Annotated in this window: 31 protein-coding genes; 12 read left to right on the top strand and 19 right to left on the bottom strand. The window is 39.4% G+C overall.

Annotation, left to right across the window (positions count from 1 at the left end; genetic code table 11):
• The 9 genes from P8M52_RS00315 to P8M52_RS00275 form a co-directional block, all read right to left on the bottom strand.
• Positions 1–216: hypothetical protein (locus P8M52_RS00315; RefSeq protein WP_300305699.1), on the bottom strand; the 216-nt coding region annotated here is incomplete at its 3' end.
• A 60-nt stretch (positions 217–276) separates the two neighbouring features.
• Entirely contained in the window at positions 277–1,218 is a 942-nt protein-coding gene (locus tag P8M52_RS00310) for a carbohydrate kinase family protein (protein ID WP_300305698.1), read from the bottom strand.
• 15 nt (positions 1,219–1,233) lie between these two features.
• The gene (ispH, locus tag P8M52_RS00305) at positions 1,234–2,157 is read right to left on the bottom strand and encodes a 4-hydroxy-3-methylbut-2-enyl diphosphate reductase (protein ID WP_300305697.1); all 924 of its coding nucleotides are present in this window, start codon (positions 2,155–2,157) and stop codon (positions 1,234–1,236) included.
• Complete coding sequence (locus tag P8M52_RS00300) at positions 2,157–2,564, bottom strand: FKBP-type peptidyl-prolyl cis-trans isomerase (protein WP_300305695.1); 408 nt, start codon at positions 2,562–2,564, stop codon at positions 2,157–2,159. The genes ispH and P8M52_RS00300 overlap by 1 nt, the downstream gene beginning before the upstream one ends.
• On the bottom strand, positions 2,557–3,405 hold the full coding sequence (accD, locus tag P8M52_RS00295) for an acetyl-CoA carboxylase, carboxyltransferase subunit beta (protein ID WP_300305693.1): 849 nt from the start codon (positions 3,403–3,405) through the stop codon (positions 2,557–2,559). Before accD ends, P8M52_RS00300 begins: the two co-directional genes overlap by 8 nt.
• 19 nt (positions 3,406–3,424) lie before the next feature.
• Positions 3,425–4,222 (bottom strand): tryptophan synthase subunit alpha, encoded by a 798-nt coding sequence (gene trpA / locus P8M52_RS00290; protein WP_300305691.1) that lies wholly within the window; start codon positions 4,220–4,222, stop codon positions 3,425–3,427.
• 2 nt (positions 4,223–4,224) lie between these two features.
• On the bottom strand, positions 4,225–5,259 hold the full coding sequence (gene hemE, locus P8M52_RS00285; protein WP_300305689.1) for a uroporphyrinogen decarboxylase: 1,035 nt from the start codon (positions 5,257–5,259) through the stop codon (positions 4,225–4,227).
• A gap of 115 nt (positions 5,260–5,374) precedes the next feature.
• Complete coding sequence (gene rpmE, locus P8M52_RS00280; protein WP_300305687.1) at positions 5,375–5,587, bottom strand: 50S ribosomal protein L31; 213 nt, start codon at positions 5,585–5,587, stop codon at positions 5,375–5,377.
• An 84-nt stretch (positions 5,588–5,671) separates the two neighbouring features.
• On the bottom strand, positions 5,672–8,065 hold the full coding sequence (locus P8M52_RS00275; protein ID WP_300305685.1) for a heavy metal translocating P-type ATPase: 2,394 nt from the start codon (positions 8,063–8,065) through the stop codon (positions 5,672–5,674).
• Positions 8,066–8,137: 72 nt separating this feature from the next.
• On the opposite strand from P8M52_RS00275, the gene P8M52_RS00270 reads away from it, so the two are divergent.
• From P8M52_RS00270 to P8M52_RS00260, 3 genes are read left to right on the top strand one after another with little or no spacing between them, the layout of a single operon-like run.
• On the top strand, positions 8,138–8,797 hold the full coding sequence (locus tag P8M52_RS00270) for a hypothetical protein (protein WP_300305683.1): 660 nt from the start codon (positions 8,138–8,140) through the stop codon (positions 8,795–8,797).
• Positions 8,798–10,156: a bifunctional UDP-N-acetylglucosamine diphosphorylase/glucosamine-1-phosphate N-acetyltransferase GlmU gene (glmU, locus tag P8M52_RS00265; protein ID WP_300305681.1), complete on the top strand. Its 1,359-nt coding sequence runs from the start codon at positions 8,798–8,800 to the stop codon at positions 10,154–10,156.
• A complete protein-coding gene (locus P8M52_RS00260; protein WP_300305679.1) occupies positions 10,157–11,329 on the top strand; it encodes an MFS transporter in 1,173 nt (390 codons plus the stop codon).
• On the opposite strand, the gene P8M52_RS00255 is transcribed toward P8M52_RS00260, so the two are convergent.
• From P8M52_RS00255 to dprA, 8 genes are all read right to left on the bottom strand, one after another.
• Positions 11,326–12,450 (bottom strand): amidohydrolase family protein, encoded by a 1,125-nt coding sequence (locus tag P8M52_RS00255; RefSeq protein ID WP_300305677.1) that lies wholly within the window; start codon positions 12,448–12,450, stop codon positions 11,326–11,328. The genes P8M52_RS00260 and P8M52_RS00255 overlap by 4 nt on opposite strands.
• Before the next feature lie 544 nt (positions 12,451–12,994).
• Complete coding sequence (gene trpB, locus P8M52_RS00250) at positions 12,995–14,200, bottom strand: tryptophan synthase subunit beta (protein ID WP_300305675.1); 1,206 nt, start codon at positions 14,198–14,200, stop codon at positions 12,995–12,997.
• Positions 14,197–14,805, bottom strand: coding sequence for a phosphoribosylanthranilate isomerase (locus P8M52_RS00245; protein ID WP_300305673.1), 609 nt, complete (start codon positions 14,803–14,805; stop codon positions 14,197–14,199). The genes trpB and P8M52_RS00245 overlap by 4 nt, the downstream gene beginning before the upstream one ends.
• The gene (locus tag P8M52_RS00240) at positions 14,806–15,513 is read right to left on the bottom strand and encodes a hypothetical protein (RefSeq protein WP_300305672.1); all 708 of its coding nucleotides are present in this window, start codon (positions 15,511–15,513) and stop codon (positions 14,806–14,808) included. It lies immediately after the preceding gene.
• Between the two features lie 9 nt (positions 15,514–15,522).
• Entirely contained in the window at positions 15,523–15,705 is a 183-nt protein-coding gene (locus P8M52_RS00235; RefSeq protein WP_300305670.1) for a sulfur relay protein DsrC, read from the bottom strand.
• Positions 15,706–15,789: 84 nt separating this feature from the next.
• On the bottom strand, positions 15,790–18,198 hold the full coding sequence (gene topA, locus P8M52_RS00230) for a type I DNA topoisomerase (protein ID WP_300305668.1): 2,409 nt from the start codon (positions 18,196–18,198) through the stop codon (positions 15,790–15,792).
• On the bottom strand, positions 18,198–18,689 hold the full coding sequence (locus P8M52_RS00225) for a DUF494 domain-containing protein (RefSeq protein ID WP_300305666.1): 492 nt from the start codon (positions 18,687–18,689) through the stop codon (positions 18,198–18,200). Before P8M52_RS00225 ends, topA begins: the two co-directional genes overlap by 1 nt.
• A gap of 7 nt (positions 18,690–18,696) precedes the next feature.
• Positions 18,697–19,785: a DNA-processing protein DprA gene (gene dprA, locus P8M52_RS00220; protein ID WP_300305664.1), complete on the bottom strand. Its 1,089-nt coding sequence runs from the start codon at positions 19,783–19,785 to the stop codon at positions 18,697–18,699.
• A 154-nt stretch (positions 19,786–19,939) separates the two neighbouring features.
• Between dprA and rpmH the strand changes: the two genes are divergently transcribed.
• Genes rpmH through P8M52_RS00175 form a run of 9 tightly spaced genes read left to right on the top strand, consistent with a single transcriptional unit; the run spans position 19,940 to position 24,512 of the window.
• Positions 19,940–20,080 carry a 50S ribosomal protein L34 gene (rpmH, locus tag P8M52_RS00215; RefSeq protein ID WP_300030702.1) on the top strand — a complete coding sequence of 47 codons (141 nt, stop codon included), beginning with the start codon at positions 19,940–19,942 and terminating at the stop codon, positions 20,078–20,080.
• 13 nt (positions 20,081–20,093) lie between these two features.
• Complete coding sequence (gene rnpA / locus P8M52_RS00210) at positions 20,094–20,435, top strand: ribonuclease P protein component (protein ID WP_300305661.1); 342 nt, start codon at positions 20,094–20,096, stop codon at positions 20,433–20,435.
• Positions 20,435–20,650, top strand: coding sequence for a membrane protein insertion efficiency factor YidD (gene yidD / locus P8M52_RS00205; RefSeq protein ID WP_300305659.1), 216 nt, complete (start codon positions 20,435–20,437; stop codon positions 20,648–20,650). The genes rnpA and yidD overlap by 1 nt, the downstream gene beginning before the upstream one ends.
• 26 nt (positions 20,651–20,676) lie before the next feature.
• Positions 20,677–22,290 (top strand): membrane protein insertase YidC, encoded by a 1,614-nt coding sequence (gene yidC / locus P8M52_RS00200; protein ID WP_300305657.1) that lies wholly within the window; start codon positions 20,677–20,679, stop codon positions 22,288–22,290.
• Positions 22,283–23,146, top strand: coding sequence for a TauD/TfdA family dioxygenase (locus P8M52_RS00195; protein WP_300305655.1), 864 nt, complete (start codon positions 22,283–22,285; stop codon positions 23,144–23,146). The genes yidC and P8M52_RS00195 overlap by 8 nt, the downstream gene beginning before the upstream one ends.
• Positions 23,147–23,163: 17 nt before the next feature.
• The gene (gene ampD / locus P8M52_RS00190) at positions 23,164–23,682 is read left to right on the top strand and encodes a 1,6-anhydro-N-acetylmuramyl-L-alanine amidase AmpD (protein ID WP_300305653.1); all 519 of its coding nucleotides are present in this window, start codon (positions 23,164–23,166) and stop codon (positions 23,680–23,682) included.
• The gene (kdsC, locus tag P8M52_RS00185) at positions 23,679–24,212 is read left to right on the top strand and encodes a 3-deoxy-manno-octulosonate-8-phosphatase KdsC (RefSeq protein ID WP_300305651.1); all 534 of its coding nucleotides are present in this window, start codon (positions 23,679–23,681) and stop codon (positions 24,210–24,212) included. Before ampD ends, kdsC begins: the two co-directional genes overlap by 4 nt.
• Positions 24,209–24,367 (top strand): MGMT family protein, encoded by a 159-nt coding sequence (locus P8M52_RS00180; protein ID WP_300305649.1) that lies wholly within the window; start codon positions 24,209–24,211, stop codon positions 24,365–24,367. The genes kdsC and P8M52_RS00180 overlap by 4 nt, the downstream gene beginning before the upstream one ends.
• The gene (locus P8M52_RS00175; protein WP_300305647.1) at positions 24,354–24,512 is read left to right on the top strand and encodes an MGMT family protein; all 159 of its coding nucleotides are present in this window, start codon (positions 24,354–24,356) and stop codon (positions 24,510–24,512) included. The genes P8M52_RS00180 and P8M52_RS00175 overlap by 14 nt, the downstream gene beginning before the upstream one ends.
• Here the strand turns inward: P8M52_RS00175 and P8M52_RS00170 are convergent.
• Together P8M52_RS00170 and atpD are read right to left on the bottom strand one after the other, a co-directional pair.
• On the bottom strand, positions 24,509–24,925 hold the full coding sequence (locus tag P8M52_RS00170) for a F0F1 ATP synthase subunit epsilon (protein WP_300305645.1): 417 nt from the start codon (positions 24,923–24,925) through the stop codon (positions 24,509–24,511). The genes P8M52_RS00175 and P8M52_RS00170 overlap by 4 nt on opposite strands.
• The coding region (gene atpD, locus P8M52_RS00165) for a F0F1 ATP synthase subunit beta (RefSeq protein WP_300305643.1) at positions 24,926–25,937 on the bottom strand (1,012 nt) is incomplete at its 5' end.

The raw sequence follows: 25,937 nt of genomic DNA, 5'->3' as shown, positions 1-25,937 counted from the left end.
CTCTGACAACAACACGCCTACTGCACGCTTAATGGTCGACAATGAATATTTTGAAAAGTATTGGTCTTTGGTAATGGCAGTGATGTTTGCATCATTTCTATGCATAACAAATTCTAATACCGACTTTTCAACCTCTGATAGCTGGTCAAAACCCATTTCACGCTCATACTCATCCAGTGAACGTCGTAACTCAAATAATTTTTGTAGTGCTAGCATAATATCTCCCCAGATATGGTTTTTTTTAAATTGTATTTATTATACCATTATTCTATTAAATCACAAAAATGGTTCTGCGTAGCTTTGCTGATAAAGCTTTTCAATGCTATCAATATCAAAAACATGGTTTTGAGTACCTAGGTGAGCAATTTTAATCGCACCTAAAAGGCCTGCCAATTGGCCGGTGGTTTTCCAATCCATCTCATGCATGATGCCGTATAACAAGCCTGCACGATAAGCATCACCACAGCCAGTCGGATCTTGGGTTGACTGGGCTTTAGCAGGTGCAATTTGTATCACGTCACCAGCCGCATGAATTTCAGAACCCTCACCGCCTTTGGTAATAATTAACGCCTCTACCATGGATGCAATAGTTGCTAAATCTAGGCCGGTTTTATCTTGTAGCATTTGCGATTCATAATCATTAACAGCAACATAAGTTGCCTGTTCAACGAATGTAATCAACTCTGGCCCTGAAAACATCGGCATACCTTGGCCAGGATCAAAAATAAAAGGTATTTGCGCCTCTGAAAATTGTTGGGCGTGCTCAATCATGCCGTCTCGTCCGTCGGGTGAGACAATGCCAATATCAGCCACACTTACATCACTAACTTTATTCTCATGAGAATTACTCATTGCCCCTGGATGAAACGCAGTGATTTGGTTGTCATCCATATCTGTAGTGATAAATGCTTGGCCGGTGTACGCACCCTCAACAACTTTCATGTGTGTGGTATTCATATGGTGTTTTTCCATCCAATTCATATACGGAGTGAAGTCTTCACCCACAGTCGCCATTGGAATGGAGTTTGCACCTAATAAGTGCAAATTATAAGCAATATTACCACCACAGCCACCAAACTCTTTGCGCATGGTTGGCACCAAGAAAGATACATTTAGCATATGCACCTTATCCGGCAAAATATGATTTTTAAACTGATCATGGAATACCATGATGGAATCAAAGGCATATGAGCCACAAATTAATGCTGTTTTAGACATGTGAATTACTCCTGTTTATTGTCTTAGTTCTTCTGGCACTGGAAAATGTACGTTTTCCTGTGCACCGCTTACTTCTTGGACTTCTGTTGCACCATGATCATATAAATAATCAATCACTGCTTGCACTAAGACCTCTGGTGCAGAGGCGCCGGCAGTGACACCAATGGTATTAACGCCATCTAACCAAGCTGGATCAATCTCATCTGCGCCATCTATTAGATAGGCAGGAATAGCCATTTTGTCGGCAATTTCACGCAAACGATTCGAGTTTGATGAGTTACTCGAACCCAAGACTAGTAGCAATTCAGAAGATTGCATTAAGGTTTTAACAGCGTCTTGTCTATTTTGCGTTGCGTAGCAAATATCATCCTTTTTAGGCGCCTGAATATTAGGGAACTTATGTTTTAATTTATCAACAATATCTTGCGTATCATCAACTGACAAGGTTGTTTGCGTGGTGTACGAGAGATCGCCATCAACGTTTAATTGATCAATATCTTTGATTGTTTCAACCAGCAATACCCGATCACCCGCGCTTGATTGACCCAACGTCCCTTCAACTTCTGGATGACCTTTATGACCAATAAGAATGACTTGATTATGTTGCTTTTGCTTTCTAACAACTTCTTTATGAACTTTGGTTACCAGCGGACAGGTGGCATCGTAAATAGTCGAATTAATATTCTTTGCTTGCTTACGCACTAATTGTGACACGCCATGTGCACTAAAAATCACAACTTGGTTGTCAGGAACTTCATCAATTTCTTTAACGAAAACAGCGCCTTTGGCTATCAGATCATTAACCACAAACTTATTGTGTACCACTTCATTACGCACATAGACCGGCTTGCCGTGCTTGCTTAGAGCGCGCTCAACAATCTCAATAGCACGATCAACGCCAGCGCAAAAACCTCGCGGGTTGGCCAAAAGTATTTTCATTAATTAATCTCTAGAATCTTAACCTGGAATGCAACATCAGCGCCTGCCAACGGATGATTAAAATTGACACGAATCTCGTCACCTTTAATGCGGTCAATGCATCCTACGTAAGAGTCGCCTGTTGGCGTTTTAAATTCAACCGCCGCATCAAGCTCTAAGTTAAGATCGTCTGGAAAGTCTTCACGTTGCATTGTCTGAAAAGCTTCATCGTAACTGTCACCAAAGGCCTCGGAAGCACCTAATAAAAAAGTTTGTAACTCGCCAAGCTTAGCATCAGCCACACACCTCTCTAGACATGGATCTAGCTGTCCATCACCGATTTCAAACACCAAAGGCTCGTCCCAAGCTTCATCTACTAAAGCGCCATTCGCATGACTCAGTTTGTAATGAATTTTATAACTAGCCATTATTAAACGTCATGGCGCTTAATACAGTATGAACTTGTTTACGAAGGTCGTGTCGATGCACAATCATGTCGATTGCCCCTTTTTCAAGTAAGAACTCACTACGTTGAAAACCCTCAGGTAATTCTTCGCGCACTGTTTGCTCAACAACGCGCGGACCAGCAAATCCAATTAAAGCATTCGGCTCAGCAATGTGGACATCACCTAACATGGCAAAACTAGCCGATACACCGCCCATTGTTGGGTCTGTCAAAACAGAGATAAATGGAATTTTCTTGTCACTTAATAATTTAAGCATCAGTGAGGTTTTACTCATTTGCATTAGTGAGAATAAGCCTTCCTGCATACGTGCTCCGCCTGAAGCTGAAAAACAGATCAATGGCGCGCCGGTTTCAATACTGTATTTGGCTGCACGAACAAATTTCTCGCCCACAACAGAGCCCATTGAACCGCCCATAAATTTAAATTCAAAAGCTGCTACAACAACATTCATACCACTCAATGTGCCTGTTTTAACAATTAATGCGTCTTTTTCATTGGTGGCCTTTTGCGCTTGCGAATAACGATCTTTATACTTTTTTTGATCTTTAAATTTAAGCGGATCAACCGCAACTAAATCAGCTGCAATCTCCTCTTGGCCTACTTCATCTAGAAAACTCTCAATACGAATTCTAGCTGAAATACGCATGTGGTAATCACATTTAGGACAAACGTAAGTTGTATCTTTTAACTCTTCGGTATAAATAGTCGTTTCACACTTAGGGCACTTAGTCCATAAGCCTTCCGGAATATTCTTTTTAACAACATTAGTGATTGAAGGTAAGATTTTTTCAAGCCAACTCATATCTAAGTCCTTGTTATAGTTATTTAATTGCTGAGGAAATTTCTTTCGCTAAACTGCCAACGCTTGCCAACATTTTATCCTTATCCTTAGCATATTGCTCGACAAATGCGACTAAAGAAGATCCTACAATTACCGCATCGGCATTTTCAGAGACTGCCCTTGCAGTTTGTGCATCTTTAATACCAAAACCTACACCCACAGGTAAATCAATATATTGTCTAATTCTAGCAAGATTGTGCCTTACCGCATCTACATTTAAATGCCCTGCACCAGTTACCCCTTTGAGGGATACAAAATAGACAAAACCAGAGGCTATTGTTGCTAAGAATTTAATTCTAGCATCAGTCGTAGTTGGCGCCACTAGAAAAATAAAATCAATATGATTGGCATCAAGATGTTGCTTAAGATCGTGCGCTTCTTCAGGTGGCATATCTACCACCAATACGCCATCTACACCACTAGATTGAGCATCTTTAGCAAATTGATGATAGCCATAAACTTCAATTGGATTTAAATAGCCCATTAAAACGACTGCTGTCGTGTTATTGACAGCCCGGAATTTACTAACTAGTGCCAATACATCTTTCAAGCTAACACCATCAGCAACTGCACGCTCATGTGATTTTGCAATCATTGGCCCATCTGCCATTGGATCAGAAAAAGGCACGCCTAATTCAATAACATCTGCGCCGTTCTCAACCAAGCATAGCATCAAATTATAAGTATTGTCTATGCCACTATCACCTGCAGTAATAAATGGAATAAAAGCTTTTTTATCCTGAGGTAAATCTGCAAATACTTGGGTTAATCTTGACATAATTATTTTGCGCTAAATTCGTGTACACTGTCAACTAACACTTTCATGTTTTCCGGATCAACATCTGGTGTAATACCATGACCTAGGTTGAATACATGTCCTGTATCACCTTTAAATTGGCTCAAGACCTTTTTCACTTCAGCACGAACGACGTCTGGCGTTGCGTACATCACTGCAGGATCTAAATTACCTTGAATGGCAACTTTATGACCAATTTGCTGCTCAACTTCACTCAACTCTACCGTCCAGTCAATGCCTACACCATCACATCCCGTGTTTGAAATTTCATTAAGATGTTTACCGCCATTTTTACTAAATAGAGTAATTGGTGTATTTGGGTGTTTTGCTTTTACGCCAGTCACAATTTTTTGCATGTAACTCAATGAAAAATCTAAATAATTAGATTTTGACAGTACGCCACCCCAAGTGTCAAACACCATTAAGCTATCTGCACCACTTATTACCTGTTGATCTAAATAGGCAATAACACTATCAGCTAACTTATCTAATAACAGATGTAACATTTTCGGATCGTTAAACAGCATTGACTTAGTTTTAGCAAAAGTTTTACTACTACCACCTTCAATCATATAAGTTGCCAATGTCCACGGACTACCACTAAATCCGATAAGTGGTGCACGCGTACCTAATGCAGTTTTTATGGTAGATACCGCATCAAAAACATAAGTCAAATCATTATTAACCTCTGACGGAATTGCCTCAATATCTGCCAAGGTTTGAATGGGTCTCTCAAATTTTGGACCCTCACCTTCGCTAAAATACAAACCCAGTCCCATTGCATCAGGAATGGTTAAGATGTCAGAAAATAGAATAGCTGCGTCAAGATCGAAGCGATCAATTGGTTGCATGGTTACTTCACACGCAAGCTCTGGATTTTTACATAAACTCATAAAATCACCAGCTTTTTTGCGTGTTGCACGGTACTCGGGTAAGTATCGACCTGCCTGGCGCATCACCCAAATTGGCGTACGTGTTGTTGGCTTCTTTAATAAGGCGTTTATATAATCAAATGACATAGCATTAAGTATAGAAAATGAATGTCATAATTATAATGATATTTCGTTATATATCCTATTCATTCAGGCATAAAAAAAGCCACATAAATGTGGCTTTTTTTTAAATCTACAAGTCTTATCTCTTGAATGAGCCAAAACGTGATTTGAACTTCTCGACACGACCTGCGCTGTCCATAATTTTTTGCTTACCTGTATAAAAAGGATGGCAACTTGAACACACATCTAAGTGTAATTCTTCTTTGCCTACAGTTGAACGGGTATCGAATGTGTTACCGCATGAGCAAACTACTTTAACGGTGTCGTAATTAGGATGAATATCTGTTTTCATGTTCTTAATAAAGTTTAAATCTCGAAAGAGGACAAATTATATACTATTTGCACCCTGAGCGATTTATTTTTTAAAAAGTTTACTTTATTTTTTTCTGAGCCGTGCAGCATTACCAATAACAATGAGTGAACTAATAGGCATAACAATTGCTGCAAATAGCGGTGTCACCTTTGCCATCATAGCCAATGGCACCATCAAGGCGTTATACATTAGAGCAAATATAATATTCTGTTTAATAGTCTGATTAGTGCGTTTAGCCAAATTCATCATGGTTAAGATTGGCGTAAGTGTGGATTTTAATAACACTATATCTGCATGATTAACTGACACATCACTGCCCGAACCAATCGCCATACTGGTGTCTGCCTGTACCAACGCCGGTGCATCGTTAACACCATCTCCAATCATTAGCACTTGGTTCTCTACTTGAAGTTGCTTAATATAGGCGGACTTATCTTCTGGCAACGCTTGTGCTATCACATGTTGAATACCCAAAGTGTTAGCTACTTTTTGAGTGACGGCTTGACTATCGCCACTCAGAATACTAACCTGCTTACCGAGTTTATGTAATTGCTCAATGACTTTATGCGCGTCTGCTTTTATTTGATCAGATAGCGCTGTAAACCCCAATACTTTAGTAGTATTAGCGCACCAAATACAACTGGAACCTTGAAGCTCAAGCTGCTGAGATTGTTCTAACATCTCTTGACTAACTTGATGATTGCTATCCACAAAAGCCAAGCAGCCTATTTTGTAAGTATCTCCCTCAATACAGGCGCTTACTCCCTGGCCAGGTATTGAGTTAAAGTCAGTAACAGGCAAAAAGTCGTTGTCATTCTCAGCCACAATAGCTGTGGCTAAGGGGTGTTCTGAGTATTTTTCAATACTGGCCATAATCTGTATTAAATTATCCTGGGCGGATTCAATTTGAACCACTTTAAACTCGCCTAATGTCAGTGTGCCGGTCTTGTCGAAAACCACCCAATCGACCTTATTTAACACCTCTAAGGCATCGCTGTTCTTAATCAGCATCTTTTCTTTAATTGCTGCACCACTTGCTACAGCAATACTCATAGGCGTTGCCAAGCCAAAGGCACAAGGGCAGGTGATAATAAGAACGCTAGTTGCACTTAATAAGGCTAAGTCAAAATTTTGTGGATACCAATACACAAAGGTAGCCAAGGCTAAAAAGATAGTCACGCCCACAAAATAGGGGATTATTCTATCGATACTGCAAACTACTGAGCTTTTGTTGTGCTGGGTATTTTCAACCAAACTAACAATTTTTCCTAAAACCGACTGTTTCAGTGTTTTTTCCACTTGTATCTCAAGCGCACCTTGGCCATTGACAGAGCCGGCAAACACTTCGTCGCCTAGCCCTTTGGCAACAGGTCGGGATTCTCCACTTAACAACGACTCATCAGTCTCACTTGCGCCTGAAACTACACGTCCATCAACTGCAATTCGCTCACCCGGTTTGATTAAAATCTTATCGTCAATATTAATAGCGCTAATAGGGGTGATAATTTCTTCATTGTTTTTGATCACTAAAGCAACCTTTGGCTGTAATTGCTGCAAAGAGCTTGATGCAGATATTGATGATTTTTTTGCAGAATTCTCTAAATAGCGACCAATTAAAATCACAAAAATAAAGTTTACAACTGTATCAAAATACACTTCACCTTGGGCAGAAAAGCCTAACAACACATAAACCGAATAAAAGTAAGTTGTTAGCGCACCAATACTAATGGGCACATCCATATTCATCAATCCGTTCTTAATACCGTTGTAAGCACTTTTTAAGAATCCAGAACCCGAATAAAATAAAGTTGGTGTTGCTAACGCAAAACCAAGCCATTGAAAATACTGATGGTATTTTCCATCAGCTGCACCGGTATACATAGCAATAGAAATCCACAATAAATTCATCATAGTGAAAGCTGCAAATCCTATTTTGTAAAGCATGGCCTTGTTAGATTTATTGGCAATCTTTTCAGCAATGTTTTGTTCATAAGGCATTGCACCATAACCTAAATCTGCCAAACGCTGCATGATAACTGCCAGTTGAATCTCATCATCTTGCCAATTAACTCGAATTCGTTTATCAGTTAAATTTGCCCTTACCCAATTAACACCCTCAAGTGAGCCAAGAGCTTTTTCAATCAACCAAACACAAGCAGCGCAGTGAATAGTATCACTGATTAAAGTAATGGTTTTTTGACCTTGGTCAGACACCTCTAAAAAAGGCTGCTGAAATGCCAATGCATTATAAAATTCTAGCGGATATTCAAGAGTTACTGCTGGCAGGACTGAGCTTGTTTGTTGCTCGTAAAAAGCATCCAGTCCACTTAGATGAATGGTTTGACAAACACTTGCACACCCAGAACAACAAAAATCTTTCGGTATTTGATTGATGTTTGCCTGGATACGGTTATGACTGGTGACCTCTAGCCCACAGTGAAAACAAGAATTGATCATAGTTAGTAATTTTATTGTATTTAAAGACTGATGCGTTTACAATATGAACCAAGTTAAAAACGAGTTTTTTGTATGAAGCGCACCCTATTATTAAGCCTTTTATGCCTTTTTGCTACGCAAAGTATTGCCAACGAACAAATTAGACTATACAAACAATATCTGGTTGGCATGCCTAAAGCATTCTTACAAAAGGCACACGCCTTAGAGGACTGCTCTGATAGATATGAACAAGGCACACTATGCTTGCAAAAACACTCTTTAGCAGGAGAAGAGACGGAGCTAGCCTTTCGTTTTCTCGATGATCGCTTAGTATCAACTGTACTAATGATGCCGCTAACCGAAGTTAGTAAAATTAAAAAAATGTTCCATGTACTTAAAACGCAATTTGATTTAGTGTTAATTGAAGATGGTCCAGAAAAATTTGACATATTAGAGGTAAGTGCAAATACTTTTAATAAAGATGAATTCACCAAGATGATTGCTGAATTTGAAAATGAAGCCTATCAAAAACATGGCATAAAATACACTTTTATTAGTAAAGACGAGTTTGTTATTCAGTCCAGAAAAGCGCACAACTTTTCTGATATTTTTAAAGATGCGCCTATAAAAATGCGCGCAGCCACATACACTGTTGGTCGTAAAGATGGTCAGGTCATTGGCACCATTAGTTTTATTGTGCCTGGGATTACCGCAGACTATCTTGATCAAAACCCTATAGTCGAAGATTTCTAAATGAACAACATTCACGCTATTATTCTTGCAGCGGGCAAAGGCACGCGCATGAACTCTACAAAGCCAAAAGTTTTACAAACTTTGTCCAATAACACCTTGCTAGGCCATGTACTCGTTCAAGCCAAGCATATTAGTCAAAAAGTGCATATCGTGTATGGTTTTGGCGGCGATCAAGTTAAACAAGCCATTAATGACGAGTCAATCAATTGGGTTGAACAGGCTGAACAATTAGGCACTGGCCATGCTGTATCCCAAGCAACACCTTATATTGAAGATGACTCTATATCATTGATTTTATATGGTGACGTGCCCCTTATTCAGCTAGAAACGCTAAGCCAACTAATTAATGCGGCAAATTCAACTGGCGTTGCTCTGTTGTCAGTTGTATTAGACAATCCAACGGGATACGGCCGTATTATTCGTCACAACGATGTCATTCAAGCCATTGTTGAGCAAAAGGACGCGATGCCAGAACAACTTGAAGTTTGCGAGGTTAATACTGGCATTATGGCGGTTAATACGCAATTGCTTAAAAAATATTTAAGCAACCTTGATTCTAACAATGCTCAAGGCGAACTTTATCTGACTGATATCATCGAATCAGCAGTCAATGATGGCAAGGTCATTGCGTCTGTGGTTACAACAGACGCGTTTGAGGTGGCTGGCGTTAACGATAAGGTGCAGCTAGCCGAATTAGAGCGAATCTTTCAACAACAACAAGCCAATCAATACATGCAGCAAGGACTAACCTTAAAGGATCCTGCTCGTTTTGATTGTCGAGGCAGTTTAAGTTTTGGCAAAGATTGTGAAATTGATATCAACACCCTCATTGAAGGCAAGGTCAGCTTAGGAAACAACACATCAATTGCGCCAAATTGTAGTATAAAAAACGCCAAAATTGGTGATAATGTGACTATCTTGGCTAATTCTGTCATTGAAGGTGCTGTTATTAATAATGGTGCATCCATTGGTCCATTTGCTCGCATTCGCCCGCAAGCTGATATTGGCGAAAATGCTAAAATCGGTAATTTTGTTGAAGTGAAAAAATCTATCATTGGTAAGGGCTCAAAAGTTTCACACCTTAGCTATGTGGGGGACACCATTATGGGCTCTGATGTCAATGTTGGCGCTGGCGCCATCACTTGTAACTATGATGGTGTTAACAAACATCAGACCATCATTGGTGATAATGCCTTTATTGGGTCTGACTCTCAACTCGTCGCCCCAGTCACGATTGGCAAGAATGCCACGATAGGAGCGGGCTCTACCATCACTAAAGAGTCTCCTGAAGATCAACTTACTCTAAGTAGATCCAAACAAATCACTATGAAAAACTGGCAGCGCCCTACCAAGAAATAAATGTTTGCACTACCGCGCAACGTCTGGATACTGACAGCCAGCTTGTCATTGTTTATGTCGCTCAGTGTTTTTGTAATTTTTTTAGGCGGTATTATTGGTCAATCTTTGTCGCCAAGCGACAGCCTAGCAACCTTGCCCGTAGCACTATTAGTGGTTGGAACCGCCAGTAGTATTATTCCAATAAATCGTGTCATGTCACTTATTGGTAGGCGAAAAGTGTTTTTGGGTGTTTGTCTCTATACATTAGTTATTATTTCAGTGGCCATCGTCGCCTTGCAGATTCAATCATTCTATTTATTCTGTATAACAACTTTTTTATTTGGTATTACAACCGCGACCATGAATCAGTTTCGCTTTGCTGCCATTGAAAGTGTCAACAAAGATTTAGGGGCCACAGCCACCTCCACTGTACTGGTTGGCGGGCTTGCATCTGCTTTTTTAGGACCTGAGCTGGCTACCCTAGGCAAAGACCTTTTAAATACCGCCTTTATTGGGTCATTTTTACTGCTGAGCATTTGCTTTATTGGTGCTTTTGGGCTTTTGTGGTTTTATCAGCAAACCAATATGACGGAAAAACAATCAAGTGATGGCGCTCGATCACTATCTGTCATTATTAAACAACCTGTCTTTATTGTTGCTATTTCAAGTGCTGCTGTTGGTTACGTTATCATGAGCTACCTAATGACCGCCACACCCATGAGCATGCATGTCATTGACAAGTTTTCTCTAGAACAAACTAAGTTTGTGATCCAATCACATGTGATTGCCATGTTCTTGCCGTCCCTATTCACCCCAATCATTATTAGATGGTTAGGGCTAGGAAAAATGATGCTGATCGGCGTATTAATCTATTTTATTTGTATCGCTTTGGCCTACTCAGGCCATGCACTTCATAATTACTGGATGGCGTTAGTCTTGCTAGGACTGGGATGGAATTTTTTATTTATTGGTGGCACCTCTTTATTGCCCCAAGCCTACAATGATAATGAAAAATTCAAAGTTCAATCGTTAAATGACTTTTTGATATTTGGCATTCAGGCGCTAGCCTCTCTATCAGCTGGCTGGTTTGTGTTTAACATTGGCTGGGACCTGGTGCTACTATCCGTTCTACCATTGTTAATACTGCAATTTATAACGTTAACCTGGTGGCTAGCCATACGCAGTAAACATTAGTGTAAATCTAATAGCTGCTGTGCGTTTTTATAAGCCACTTTTTCTGCGGTTTCTTGACTTAAATTCGCCAAAAGCCCGTTTCTAATAGCTCTAATTCCTTTATCATATTTTGACCCACCTTTAGTATCTGTACCCACCATAAAACGATCTGGCATTTCTTCAATTAAATCTTGCCAAGATCCATTTAGGCTATATGAGGTAAAGATCTCTGCACGAGGCCTCTTATTGATCACCCAATCTGATAATTTAGGTTTGCTTCTAGCAGAAAGATCACAGTAAATATTTAAATGGCTTTTTAACACCTGACGCACATCGTATGCCGATCCATCGTTGCCACAATGCGCCCAAATAATATTACCATTTGGATTATGGTCTGCTAAAACTCCAAGTTGTTCAATTGAGTCGTGGTCCCACTGAACATGCATTGACATTGCACCACCATATTTATCAACTAAATCCAACATGGCGCGATAAGTTGGCGCATCAATACGAGTCTTGCGTCTAAAGTCTGGTCTAGGATTGGTCGTTCTATTGTTTGCAAAAATCTCGCCAATGCCTTTAATTTTCTCGTCTTCAAAAGATGCCTCTAACTCCTCCATCATCGCTTCAAACATTTCATTATGCTCATCCTCAACACCATCAGTTCCATGCTGGAAATAAATCTCATTCATGGCACCCTGCCCGCCAAAGGGGATATATCTGTCGCCCATAATATTTCTATAACGCTCTACATTACTACGTCTCATTGCACCTAAACCAGCCCACTTCACACCATTTTTATTCATCCAAGTTAATTGATCGATAGGGCTTTGAGACATAGGATGCATATGCACATCGGCAATAATAGTTTTAGATTCATCTAAAGATCCTGCATCAGAGATACTTTTATTAGTCAAACTTCCACCAGGCATTGGCACACCCCATTTCTTTGCAAACTCCTGAGCAGTAATAAAACCATCACCATTAAAATCAATTTTGTTAAAGATAAATTCTGGCTTGTCCCACTCGTCTAAACTCACTTTTCCGTCACCATTGCTATCTCTTTTACTAACCGCCATATTTGGATTCTTCGCCCAGACTACTGAAGAAAGGATAATTCCTAGTCCGACAACTAAACTCACTAACAAATTGATAATTGATCTTTTATACATTTTATTCCTAAAGAAAAATAATTGAACCACGATTGTACATCATAGATCATTTTGGAATATTAAAAAAAATTTGGAAATTACTGATATGATGGTTTTTTAGTAAAAAATACTAAATATTGACATTTTTTAGCATAAATTAAACTTAAAACTAAATAAAAATGACATAAATAGATTATTTTTGATTAGAAACAGTGTTTTTTAAGGTTAATTCACTAAAAATAATCATTTTTTTACTTAAAAGTATATTTTTAATGCGTTAATTCGTAAAATTTTCTAAATTTTTAAACGATAAATTGGATTTATATCTATTTTTTTAACAGTGATGATTTTGCCAAAATCGAGGTACAAGGAATTTGAAAAAAATAGGAGCTTACACCCCAAGAGTGCTTTATTTGGGCGTATTTATAAGCGACTGTCTTTAAGAATTTAGATAAAAAAAAGAGTTTGGTGAAAAGCAGTCTTTAACGCCTGAAGGTATAAGCTCTGCCATGAACAACTGACTTGTTCATCATCACTAAAACTCGATGCCTTCGATCTCAGCGATGGTATGAATATCTTTATCGCCTCTACCCGAAAGATTGACAATGATATTTTTATCTTTGCCTAGCTCTTGGGCGAGCTTAATGCCGTAAGCCACGGCATGAGAAGATTCTAGCGCTGGCAAAATACCTTCAACTCTGGTGAGCGTGTGAAATGCATCTAATGCCTCTTGGTCAGTAATCGCCACATATTGTGCACGACCAGAATCTTTTAAATAGGCATGCTCAGGTCCCACACCCGGATAGTCTAGTCCTGCAGAAATTGAATGGCCTTCGATAATTTGGCCGTTTTCATCTTCCATCAAATAGGTGCGATTACCATGAAGCACGCCAACATTGCCAGCACATAAAGGTGCGGCATGCGCTGTTGGGCCTTTGTCAAGGCCGTGACCTGCCGCCTCTACGCCATAAATCTCAACTGACTCATCATCTATAAACTCATGAAATAAGCCGATTGCATTGGAACCTCCACCTACACAAGCGACTAATGCATCTGGCAAGCCACCAACTTGCTCCGCAAATTGCACTTTGGCCTCTTTGCCGATAATTGATTGAAAATCACGTACCATCATTGGATACGGGTGCGGGCCAGCAACGGTGCCAATAATATAGAAAGTGTCATCAATATTAGTAACCCAGTCACGCATCGCCTCATTCAGTGCATCTTTAAGTGTTTTGGATCCTGATGTCACGGGAATAACCGTTGCACCTAAGAGCTTCATGCGAAAAACATTAAGCGCCTGACGGGCAACATCAGCCTCACCCATATATACCACACACTCTAAGCCAAGTCTTGCTGCAACTGTTGCGGTAGCAACACCGTGCTGGCCTGCGCCAGTTTCTGCAATAATTCGAGTCTTACCCATACGCTTGGCCAATAGAGCCTGGCCAATGGTATTGTTAACTTTGTGCGCGCCAGTGTGGTTCAGATCTTCGCGTTTTAAATATATTTGCGCACCACCAAGTTTTTTACTTAAATTTTCAGCATGATAAAGCGGTGTTGTACGGCCAACATAATGTTTTAAATCATGTTCAAATTCTCGGATAAACTCTTCATCATCCTTATATTTTGCATACGCTTCTTGCAGCTCGGTAATTGCGGTCATTAACGTTTCTGCAATAAAAACACCGCCAAATTGTTCAAAATGGCCTTTATCGTCTGGTAAGTTGTAACTACTCATAGGGTTGCTTGTTTAATAAATTGCTTAATTTTTTCAATGTCTTTAATGCCTTTTTCTTTTTCCACGCCGCTAGAAACATCAAGCGCATAAGGGTTTACCTGATCAACAGCTTGCTTCGCAGTTTCAGGGTTTAGACCGCCTGCTAAAATAACCGGTAAATCAATATCGACATTGGCTAATTCCCAATCAAAATTCTCACCCGTACCGCCATAGGAATTAGGATTGTAAGCGTCTAACAAGAGTCCGCTTGCCTGTTGGTATGCCTCTGCTTGCTGAACAATATCTGTCTTTGCATTGACACGCAACGCTTTGATAAATGGCATGGCGTATTGAGCACATTCCTGTGGCGTTTCATCTCCATGAAACTGCAATGTATCAATTGGCACTTCGCATAAGACCTCATCAATAAACTCAGAATCAGCATTGACAAACAAACCCACTCTATTGACAAATGGCGGTAGGGCTTGAACAATCTCCAATGCTTGACTCATGTCAACATGACGGGGAGATTTTTGATAAAAAACTAAGCCAATTGCATCAATACCCAACATCGCAGCATCACGTGCGTTTTGCGCTTGGGTAAAGCCACAAATCTTAATTTTCACTTATTTTCCTTCGGCGTCTAATTTAGCTCTAATAGCATCGCGATCAATCCACCAATTGTCATCAACTAATTGATCAACTGCGCTCGAAAGTTTGGGCAAAAACACTTCTGGCTTATCTAGCTGTAAAGTTTTACGCCATAAATCAAAAGTTGATTGGTCTGTTACATGGGAGTGCTCATCAGCTACTGAAGCAATCATTTGCGAAGCAAAGAAAGTTAAATCATCATCAGCACCGCGACGAACAGACACAATATAATGTGCTACTGCAGCCGCATAAGCCTTGGTGTCTGCGCCTTTTGGAGACTCTTCTACCAAGTGCTGCAACATTGCTACGGTAATTTCTGGATCGATTGGGAATGTTATTCCAAGCCACAATGCATGGCCTAGTGCTTTCAATGCATCTGGACCTTCAGACAAAAACATAGCGTCGCAAGCTTCTGTTGCCAACTCCCAAAGCTCGTTTTCTTTAGCAAGATCAAAAGCTGCCATGGCTTTTTCCCAAGCATCCGCCCCCTTATACCGCTCTACTTGGATACGTGCGATTTCCAATAATGTGTTAATACGATCTTCAACTGCTGTATCAGTTGTTTGATCCATTAATTGTTTTTCAAAAAACTCTAGACGAGCAACTAATTGCTCTTCATTGGCGTATAAGTCTTCGCCGTCTTCAGCATCAAAAATTTGCTCTTTATTTAAATATTTTCCCATGATTGTCCTCTAGTAAAAAGCCGCTTCTAATCGGTCTTCCCAATTTTCAGGTGTGTCTTGATAGTCTGGCTTGACATCCATTCGAAAAAATCGCTCATCTGACGTTTTGGAAATAGCCTTTAGCACTACAACCAACTCTTCAAAATCATCGATTTGTGGATTTCCAATCATTATTTCGCTAATTAATAACATAATCAAGTGTGTTTAACAATAAATGCTTTGCATTTTACACCGCAACCATGAAAAAAGGCTGTGTCATAATAAGGCTATACCTTCTTACGACTTTTTCTTGACTGGCTTCTTAGCAGTCGCTTTTTTAGGTGCAGCTATTTTGCCAGTTGCTTTTTTAGCAGTCGCTTTTTTAGGTGCAGCCTTCTTGCGTTTTTTAGCTTTAGGTTTTAGCTTGCCAGATATGGCTTTTTTACACTCTTCAAGCGTTAAATCAGCTGGCTCTTTATCGCCAAAAACTTTTTTAATGGTAATGTTCTTTTGTCCGCTACCGCGTTTTTTTCCATTCCAAATGTAGGGGCCAAATCGGCCGTTAAGCACTTGAATATCTGAACCTTCGAAAGTGTTAATAATGCGCTCAGCGTCAAACTTTTCTTTAGCAGCAATTAACTCTAAAGCCGTTTCAAGATTCACTTCTTCTGGTGTATGTTCTTTTAGTGAAACATATTTTTTTCCATATTGAATATAAGGACCAAAGCGACCATAGTTAGCTTTAATCACTCCATAATCATCCGTCTCACCAACAGTACGAGGCATATTAAACAATTCCAATGCCTCTTCTAATTTAATAGTTTCAATATCTAGCGTACCCCTAAGAGCGGCGAAAACTGGCTTATCTTCATCATCTTTGTGACCAATTTGCGCAAATGCTCCATAACGACCAAAACGCACACTGACCGGTTTTCCTGATTTTGGATCTTTGCCCAACTCACGCATACCATGCGTCTCTTCTCTAGAGATATCTGCTGCCGCTTCAATTTGAGCATGAAACGGCTCATAAAATTCCTTAACAACATGCTTCCAAGGTACGTTTTGTGTTGCAACTGTATCAAAATCAGACTCTAATTTTGCTGTGAATTCATAATCAATAATGTTGCTAAAGTTTTTAACTAGGAAGTCATTAAGCAAGTAAGCCACATTAGTTGGAAACAATTTATTCTTTTCTGCACCTGTGGTCTCACTTGGTTTTGATTCTACAACGGCATTATCCTGAATTTCAATTAATTCGTATTCACGCTCAAAACCTTCTCTGGTTTCTTTGGTGACGTAATTTCGATCCTGGACGGTAGACACCATTGTGGCAAATGTTGAAGGTCTACCAATGCCCATTTCTTCAATTTTTTTAACTAACGAGGCCTCGGTATATCTTGGCTTGGCTCGTGAAAAGCTCTCTCTTGCGGAAAAACTAACTAGCGTTAATAAATCTCCTTCGCTTACGTCAGGCAACAACTTGTCGTCGGCCGACAAATAATCATAAACCTTTAAAAAACCTGGAAATGTTAGAATCTCACCATTCGCCAAGAAAAGCTCGTCTGCATTTGAAACGTGAACTTTAATTTGAGTTTTTTGTAATTTAGCATCGCTCATTTGCGAGGCTAAAGTGCGCTTATAAATCAAACTATATAATTTCGCGGTCTGCTCGTCCACGCCATAAATACTAGACTTGGTTAGGTCTGTTGGGCGAATAGCTTCATGCGCTTCTTGCGCCCCTGCATCTTTAGTTTTGAAACGTCTTATATTGTGATATTCAGAACCATACTCCTGCACAATTACTTTTCCTGCAGCCTCAATAGCAGTTTCAGACAACGTGAATGAATCAGTTCTCATGTAAGTAATTGAGCCTTCGCGATATAAGTTCTGCGCAATTGTCATGGTCTGTTTTACTGAGAAACCAAGTTTTTGTGACGCCTCTTGCTGTAGTGTGGAGGTGATAAATGGTGCTTTTGGTGAACGCTTAGAAGGCTTCTTTTCAATTGATGAAACCGTTAAATCGGCTGATAACAGCTTAGTTGCAAAGGCTAAAGCCGCCTCTTTTGAATCAAAATCTTTGTTAAGCTTTACGTCAACAACCTCTCCACTATTGTTGACAAGTTCCGCTTTAACCTTATAAGTAGAAACAGAACTATGCTGTGCAATCTCTCTTTCTCTTTCTACTACCAAGCGCATCACCGGGGACTGTACGCGACCCGCTGAACGAGCGCCTGAAATTTTACGCCATAATACTGGAGAGATTTCAAAACCAACCAATCGGTCAATAATTCGGCGTGCTTGCTGTGCGTCCACCAAATGATAATCAACCGTTCTTGGCTCAACAATGGCATTGGTAATAGCACCCTTAGTAATCTCATGAAAAACGATTCTTGGTGTGTCTCTAGGTAATTTTAATGCCTCTAGCAAATGCCAGGCAATAGCCTCACCTTCGCGATCCTCATCCGTTGCAAGGTAGACTGTTTCTGCTAATTTAACCGCCTTACGCAACTCGGCAACCACTTTCTTTTTATCAGCGGTTACCTCATAGGTTGGTTCGAAATTATTTTCAATATCGATCCCCATGTTTTTCTTTGGCATGTCACGAATATGGCCAATACTAGACTTGACAACATAGTCTTTACCTAAAAACTTCTCAATGGTTTTTGCCTTGGCAGGGGACTCAACAATAACTAAATTTTTAGCCATTATTGTAGTGTGCGGTTTTCATCAAGAAAAACAATAGATTCAAGCCATTGAGAAGAGATGTCACCATCAGCACTATTACCCAGAACCATCATCACAACCCATTTAAGATCTTCTAGATCAACTTTAGCATCACCCAGTGACATTACTTGTTCGATAATCATTTCGCGCTGATTAGCGTCAAGTTGGCCGATATTTTCCATAAACAATAGAAAACCACGCGCCTTAGAATCTAGTTTTTGTTGCTCAGTATCTGTATAAATACGCATACTGGATCGATAAATAGTGCTAAAAGGTTTAATTTTACCGTCCTGTAAGGTGGCAATATTTTCTAACCAACTAAGCGCCTTATCAATACCAATCACATCAAAGCCGGCATCAGACAAATGAGCCTTTAATTCGACGTCATCGATTTCATGAGCATCGTTATGCTCTGCTTCTTCAAAAAGATAATCAAACATATAAGTTAAAACATCGAGAATATTATGTGTCATAGTAATTTTATTTAATTAATACGTAACCCTGTGCGCTGGTTTTTTCTATTCTATTATTAAACTCTAACAATAGTAGTTCCTGTGTTACTACTTGGGTACTAAGCTGGGTTTTTTCAACCAATTGATCAACAGTCAGCGCTTCATAGCTGAGACATTTTAATACCTTAAACCCTGTTTTGTCTATCTCTTTTGTTGATTGGCTGGTTTTTTTAGGTAATGTACAATCCAATAAACCCAAAGGTAGTTCGGCAATAATATCATCAACACTGCTGGTTAATTTTGCTCCTTGTTTAATCAAATCGTGGCAACCTTCTGCCAATGGATTGTGAATAGAGCTAGGAATAGCAAACACATCCCTCCCTTGTTCAACTGCCAATTTGGCAGTGATCATAGTACCGCTTTTGATGGTTGCCTCAACCACCAACGTACCTAGACTTAATCCGCTAATAATGCGATTTCGTCTTGGAAAATTACTGGCAATAGGCGCTGTCCCTATAGAAAATTCTGAAATAAGCGCTCCTTGCAAGGTGATTTGATGCGCCAAGGACTTATGCTTAGCAGGGTAAATGCGATCCAAGCCAGTGCCACACACCGCAATAGTCTGGGCCCCTGACTCTAGCGCACTAATATGCGCTTTTGCATCAATACCACTCGCCATGCCTGATGTTATAATTAGACCTCTTTTAGATAGCTCTGTAGCAAACTGGGCGGCATTCTGCCCTCCGCCAGTACTTGGATTGCGACTACCCACAATGGCTATCTGGGGCTGACTTAAACAAGCAATATCTCCCCTAATATATAATACTGGTGGCGGATCGGCAATGGTTTTTAATTGAGCAGGATAATGTTTGTCGATCAGTGTCAAAATGTGACAACGATCGTCTTGCAGCCAATCTAAGTCCGTTTGTACCAAGTTGACATCAGCCGATTTAAGATACTCCAAGGTTTGCTTTCTAAACAAACCTGCCTTAACCCTATCTATATGACTAGCTAAGAAAACCTGTTGTGGAGATTCAAAATACTTTAAGGCTTTATAGAATGTCTTAATACCAAGATATGGCGCTTTTAACAATAACAACCAATAAACCAAATCCATCAGCACCCTTGTTCAAAACAAATGATTAATAGCTATTGTAGCACTTTATAATACTATTAGATCCTGTAAGTTATATGATCTATATTCAACACAGTTAATACAAAGCACATTAATTTATGGTAAAATTGCAAGATTTTATTGAGCGATATTCATTATGAAGCAAAAGAGAACCTTTCAACCGAGTGTTATTAAACGTAAACGTAAGCACGGTTTCAGATCAAGAATGAGCACCAAAGCAGGACGTGCTGTAATCAATGCACGCAGAAAGAAGGGACGTAAGCGCTTAACAGCTTAACACCAATCTGCGAATGTCTTTTAGACTAACCCGTCAATCCAAAATATTAAAACCTAGCGAATATAAATCCATTTTCACTAATGGCAACATGACTAGGGGTAAATATTGGCAGGTTATGGCTATTAAGTCAGGCGCAAAAAAAGCTAAGCTCGGTCTTGCCATTTCTAAAAAAGTACATCGTCTAGCGGTTGAAAGAAATCGCTTTAAGCGTATAGCGCGTGAAACATTTAGATTGCAACAAGCTGAGCTAAATAATTGGGAATTTGTGATAATGGCAAAACATGCCAAACCTGCAAATAATACTATTATTGCGCAAGATCTATTGGCATTATTGACCAAAATAGTGGCTAAATAATGCGCTATTTACTTCTAATTCCAATTAAATTCTATCAGTTATTTATCAGCCCCTTACTTGGCTCTAATTGTCGATTTCAGCCAACATGTTCGCAATATGCCTATGATAGTATTAAGTCTCACGGCCTCTTTAAAGGCTTTATACTTAGCACAAAACGTATAGGAAAATGTCATCCATGGCACGAAGGTGGCTTCGACCCAGTACCTAAAAAATAACTTAACCTAAACCAATACTAATACCGATGAATAATCAAAAATTCTTTCTTATTGTTGCCATTCTTCTAAGTATATTTTTACTGACAGAACAGTGGGATAGGCAGCACGCCGTTGATGCAAATGGAAACCTAGTTTACCAACAGCAGTCAGCCAGTACGGCGACAGCCAACACTCAAGACTTAAATGTACCAAGTGCGATCAATATAAACGCTGCTCCTGATATTCCGGCAACTGAAAAAAATCATCAGAATGGTTTTGTTAGTGTTCAAACAGACCTATTAACATTGGAAATCAGCCACAAAGGTGGCACGATAACCAATTCATGGTTGAATGATTATCCTATTGAACTAGGATCTGAGACAGACTTTCAGCTATTAAGCGATCAACGTGAAAGGTTATTCCAAGCTCAAAGCGGATTATTACCAAGTGAAAAAATGCCGACACATCACTCCATGTTTAGCTCTTCACAGTCCCACTACCAAATGCAAGGAGACACGCTGGTTGTGCCATTAACCTGGAAAGGTAATGACGGTACTATAGTAACTAAAAACTATCGTTTTACTAAGGGTAGCTACGTGATTGATATTGACTATCAAATTAGTAATAATTCAAATGCTGCTATCGATGTAACTAGCTATACACAACTCATGCGTAACGCATTAGATGAATCGAACATGATGATGCCAACTTATACTGGCGGTGCAAAATATGATGATCAAGATGTATTTGAAAAAATATCGTTTGATGAATTTGATCAACAGCCTACAACAACATCAAAAGGTGGCTGGATGGCCATGATTCAACATTACTTCTTTGTTGCTATGATTCCAGATGCGCAAAGTACGCACAGTTACTCAGCAAAAACCAACAATAGTAAACACTTGTTAACAATTGTCAATCCTGCTCAGAAAATCGGCCCTGGTGCAACAGCAACTCTAAATAACAATGCCTTGTATATTGGCCCCAAAGAACAAGAGATCATTGACAATTTAGCTCCAGGATTAGACAAAACGGTTGATTACGGCGTCTTGTTTATTATTGCTAAGCCACTATCAGAAATTATGCACTGGATCTATTCGTTTGTTCAGTCTTGGGGCTATGCGATCATTATTCTAACGATTCTGATTAAACTTGCTTTTTATAAGCTTAGTGAAAAATCGTACCGTTCAATGGCAGGGATGCGAAAGCTTTCACCAAGGTTAGCCAAACTTAAAGAAACCTATGGCGATGACAAGCAAAAAATGGGTCAAAAGACCATGGAGCTCTATCGTAAAGAAAAAATTAACCCTGCTGCTGGTTGCTTGCCGATTCTAGTCCAAATTCCAGTATTTATTGCTCTTTATTGGGTATTACTTGAAATGGTAGAGTTGCGTCAAACACCGTTTTGGTATCTATTAGATTTATCAGCGCCGGATCCATTCTATATACTGCCGCTAATCATGGGTGTTTCAATGTTTGTACAACAAAAACTGAACCCGCCACCGCCAGACCCAATGCAGGCAAAGATTATGATGAGTCTGCCATTTGTGTTTACTATTTTCTTTATATGGTTCCCGTCAGGATTAGTTCTTTATTGGGTGGTAAATAACATCTTATCTATAGCGCAACAATGGTATATCAATAAACGTATCAATGGCTAACGTCATCGATACGATAGACAAATATCAGTATTGGCGAGATGAGAAACTAGCCAAATCAGTCTCTGACATCGATAATTGTACCGTTGAAATTAACAAACCAGAACAACTATCAACTGCTGAAAAAGATAAGCTTTTAACTTTGTGTCGCTATAATAACTTTGCAATATTTCAAACGCCACAACTTCAAGATTATGAATCAAAACTAGTTAGCTTTAATCAACAACTGAATCTAGTGGATTTTGATCAGCACTTGTATGTAAAAAATCAAGGTTTGGCTCGAATTACGCCAAGCGAACAGAAAGATCAGGCAGAATTTATCCCTTATACAGATCGAGCTATTGGCTGGCATACAGACGGATATTACAATGCGTCCGAACACAGAATCAGAGCATTTACTTTATTCTGTGTAAATGCTGCAGAGAGTGGCGGGGAAAATCAATGGATTGACCATCAGATGGTGTATTTACTCTTACGGGAGGAAAACCCTGACATCACTAAAGCGCTAACACATCCTAAGGCTATGAGCATTCCAGAGCACAAAGTAGCAGGTGTGGTTAGGCGTAAAACCTCAACGGGACCAATTTTTTTCATCGATGAAATAACCGAACAATTATCAATGCGCTATACACAGCGAAAGAAAAACATAAACCTATATAACTCTACAGAAATTAAACAAGCTGTTAAAAAATTAGACGAATTGCTAAATACAAATTCACCTTACCATTTTTCACATAGAATGCATTCCAACCAAGGAATAATCTGTAATAACATTCTACATAAACGTTCAGCATTTACTGACAATCAAGCCTCGCCACGGCTAATGCTTAGAGGGCGCTATTTTAATCAAATTCAATAGCCCATTAATATTACAACATGATAACCAACCATCAATTAGATATAGCGACACAAAAAATCTCTGAGAACTTTAATCAACGCCCTAAAGATGCCAAAATTACACTTATTGTTATTCACAGCATATCATTGCCCCCATTAGAATTTAACAACTCTTATATTGAAGATTTTTTTACCAACAAGCTAGATATCTCTAAGCACGAATATTTCAAAACGCTTGAAGGTGTCAAGGTAGCACCACACTTATTAATAAAACGTAATGGCTCAATTATTCAATTTGTTGATTTTGATAAGCGCGCATGGCATGCAGGCAAATCCATTTTTAATAAACAACCTGATTGTAACAATTACTCGATCGGTATTGAGCTAGAAGGGGCTGATAAAATTGCCTATGAAACGAGACAATACCAAATATTAAATCAAGTATTGTCAATCTTAAAGAGTTACTATCCAATTACTGATGTAAAGGGGCATAGTGACATTTCACCAGGTAGAAAAACTGATCCTGGTCCCGCATTCAAATGGAGTAAATTAACATGAAACTATTAAACAAAGCCTATCTAAGAGCTAAAAAAATTAAACTAATCATTTTTGACGTTGATGGCGTTTTAACTGATGGCGGACTCTATTTTTCAGATGAAGGAATTGAGCTTAAACGATTTAACTCTCTTGATGGATTGGGTATAAAACTACTCAAACAAAGCGGTGTTGAACCAGCTGTAATCAGTGCAAGAAACACCCCTAATGTTGCTCATCGTATGAAAAACCTTAATATTGAACATTTTTATCAAGGTCAGAATGATAAAAAAATTGCCTTTAATGAATTGTTATCTGTATTGTCAGTTGATTCAGATCAAGTTGCTTATGTTGGTGATGATATTATTGACCTACCAGTGATGAGGCATGTAGGTCTACCGATAGCAGTTGCAAATGCCCATGATCTAGTGAAGGAAAATGCCTGTATCATCACAGAAAAAAAAGGTGGCCATGGCGCTGTTAGAGAGGTATGTGATTTTATTCTTAAGGCTCAAGACAATTATGATGTGGCAATGAGTCACTATTTAACATGACTAGCTTTCAACATAAGTGTTTTGAAACACTAGTACAATGCGTTCCCCGGGGTTCAGTAATAAGTTACGCTAGATTAGCAGACTTGATCGGTCATTCAAACGCCTATCGAGCCGTCGGTACGGCAATGAACAAAAATGTAAATGCACCTGACTGAGGTCCCTTGCCATCGTGTTGTTAGGTCAAATGGTGAATTGGGTGCTTATGCTTTTGGCTCGGCATTGAAACAGAAACGCCTTCAAGAAGAAGGCGTTAAAGTAATTAACAATAAAATTGTAGATTTTAAAAAAATCAGTATTTAAAGTTTTTTACCTCGCATTTTTGAAATCATCTGTAATTGGGCCATTGACTCTGCAAGTGCAGCCTGAGTAGAACTAATTTCAATATCAGAATCAGCATTAGCCATAGCTTCCTCAGCTCTTTGCTTAGCTTCTATTGCTTTTGATTCATCTAAATCGTGTGCACGAATTGCTGTATCAGAAAAAACAGTAACCACAGAAGGCTGAACCTCAACGATACCACCCGACACATAAATTGATTCTATGCCGTTTTCCGTTTCCACACGAACTTCACCTGGACGTAATGTAGACAACAATGGAAGATGTTGAGGGTAGATACCTAATTCACCATTACTACCAGGTGCAAATACACACTTAGCCTCGCCTGAATAAAGCGACTCCGTGGCACTAACAATATCAACATGAATCATTGTCATTTAAGCTTTCTCCGCAGCTCTTTCACGAACTTCATCAATTGTTCCAGTCATGTAAAACGCTTGCTCTGGAATATTATCAAGCTCGCCGTTAAGAATTGCCTGAAAACCTGCAAGGGTATCCTTAAGAGAAACATACTTACCAGCAGCGCCTGTAAACACTTCAGCAACAAAGAATGGCTGAGATAAGAAACGCTGAACTTTACGAGCACGTGATACAGCCTGCTTATCTTCTTCAGATAATTCATCCATACCAAGAATCGCAATAATGTCTTTTAATTCTTTGTAACGCTGTAGTACACCCTGAACGCTGCGAGCAGTATCATAATGCTCTTGACCTACAATTAAAGGATCAAGCTGACGTGAAGTAGAATCTAATGGGTCTACCGCAGGGTAGATACCTAATTCAGCAACTTGACGTGACAATACTACTGTTGCATCTAAGTGAGCAAATGTTGTTGCAGGAGAAGGGTCAGTTAAATCATCAGCAGGAACATATACTGCTTGAATTGAAGTAATTGAACCTTTTTTGGTAGACGTAATACGCTCTTGTAATGCACCCATTTCAGACGCAAGTGTCGGCTGGTAACCAACCGCTGAAGGCATACGACCTAACAATGCTGACACTTCCGTACCTGCAAGTGTGTAACGGTAAATGTTATCAATAAATAATAAAACATCACGACCTTCGTCACGAAAAGCTTCTGCCATTGTCAAACCAGTCAAAGCAACACGCAATCTGTTACCCGGTGGCTCATTCATTTGACCATAAACTAATGACACCTTGTCTAATACGTTAGACTCTTTCATCTCATGGTAGAAATCGTTACCCTCTCGAGTACGCTCACCAACACCAGCAAATACAGAATAACCTGAGTGCTCAATCGCGATATTACGAATTAACTCCATCATGTTTACGGTTTTACCAACACCGGCACCACCAAATAAACCTACTTTACCACCCTTAGCAAATGGACAAACTAAGTCAATTACCTTAATTCCGGTTTCAAGAAGT

Source organism: Candidatus Thioglobus sp. (assembly GCF_029243085.1).
Lineage (GTDB): Bacteria > Pseudomonadota > Gammaproteobacteria > PS1 > Pseudothioglobaceae > Thioglobus_A.
The sequence above is the reverse complement of the archived record's forward strand: the minus strand, read 5'-3'. Positions and strand labels throughout refer to the sequence as shown.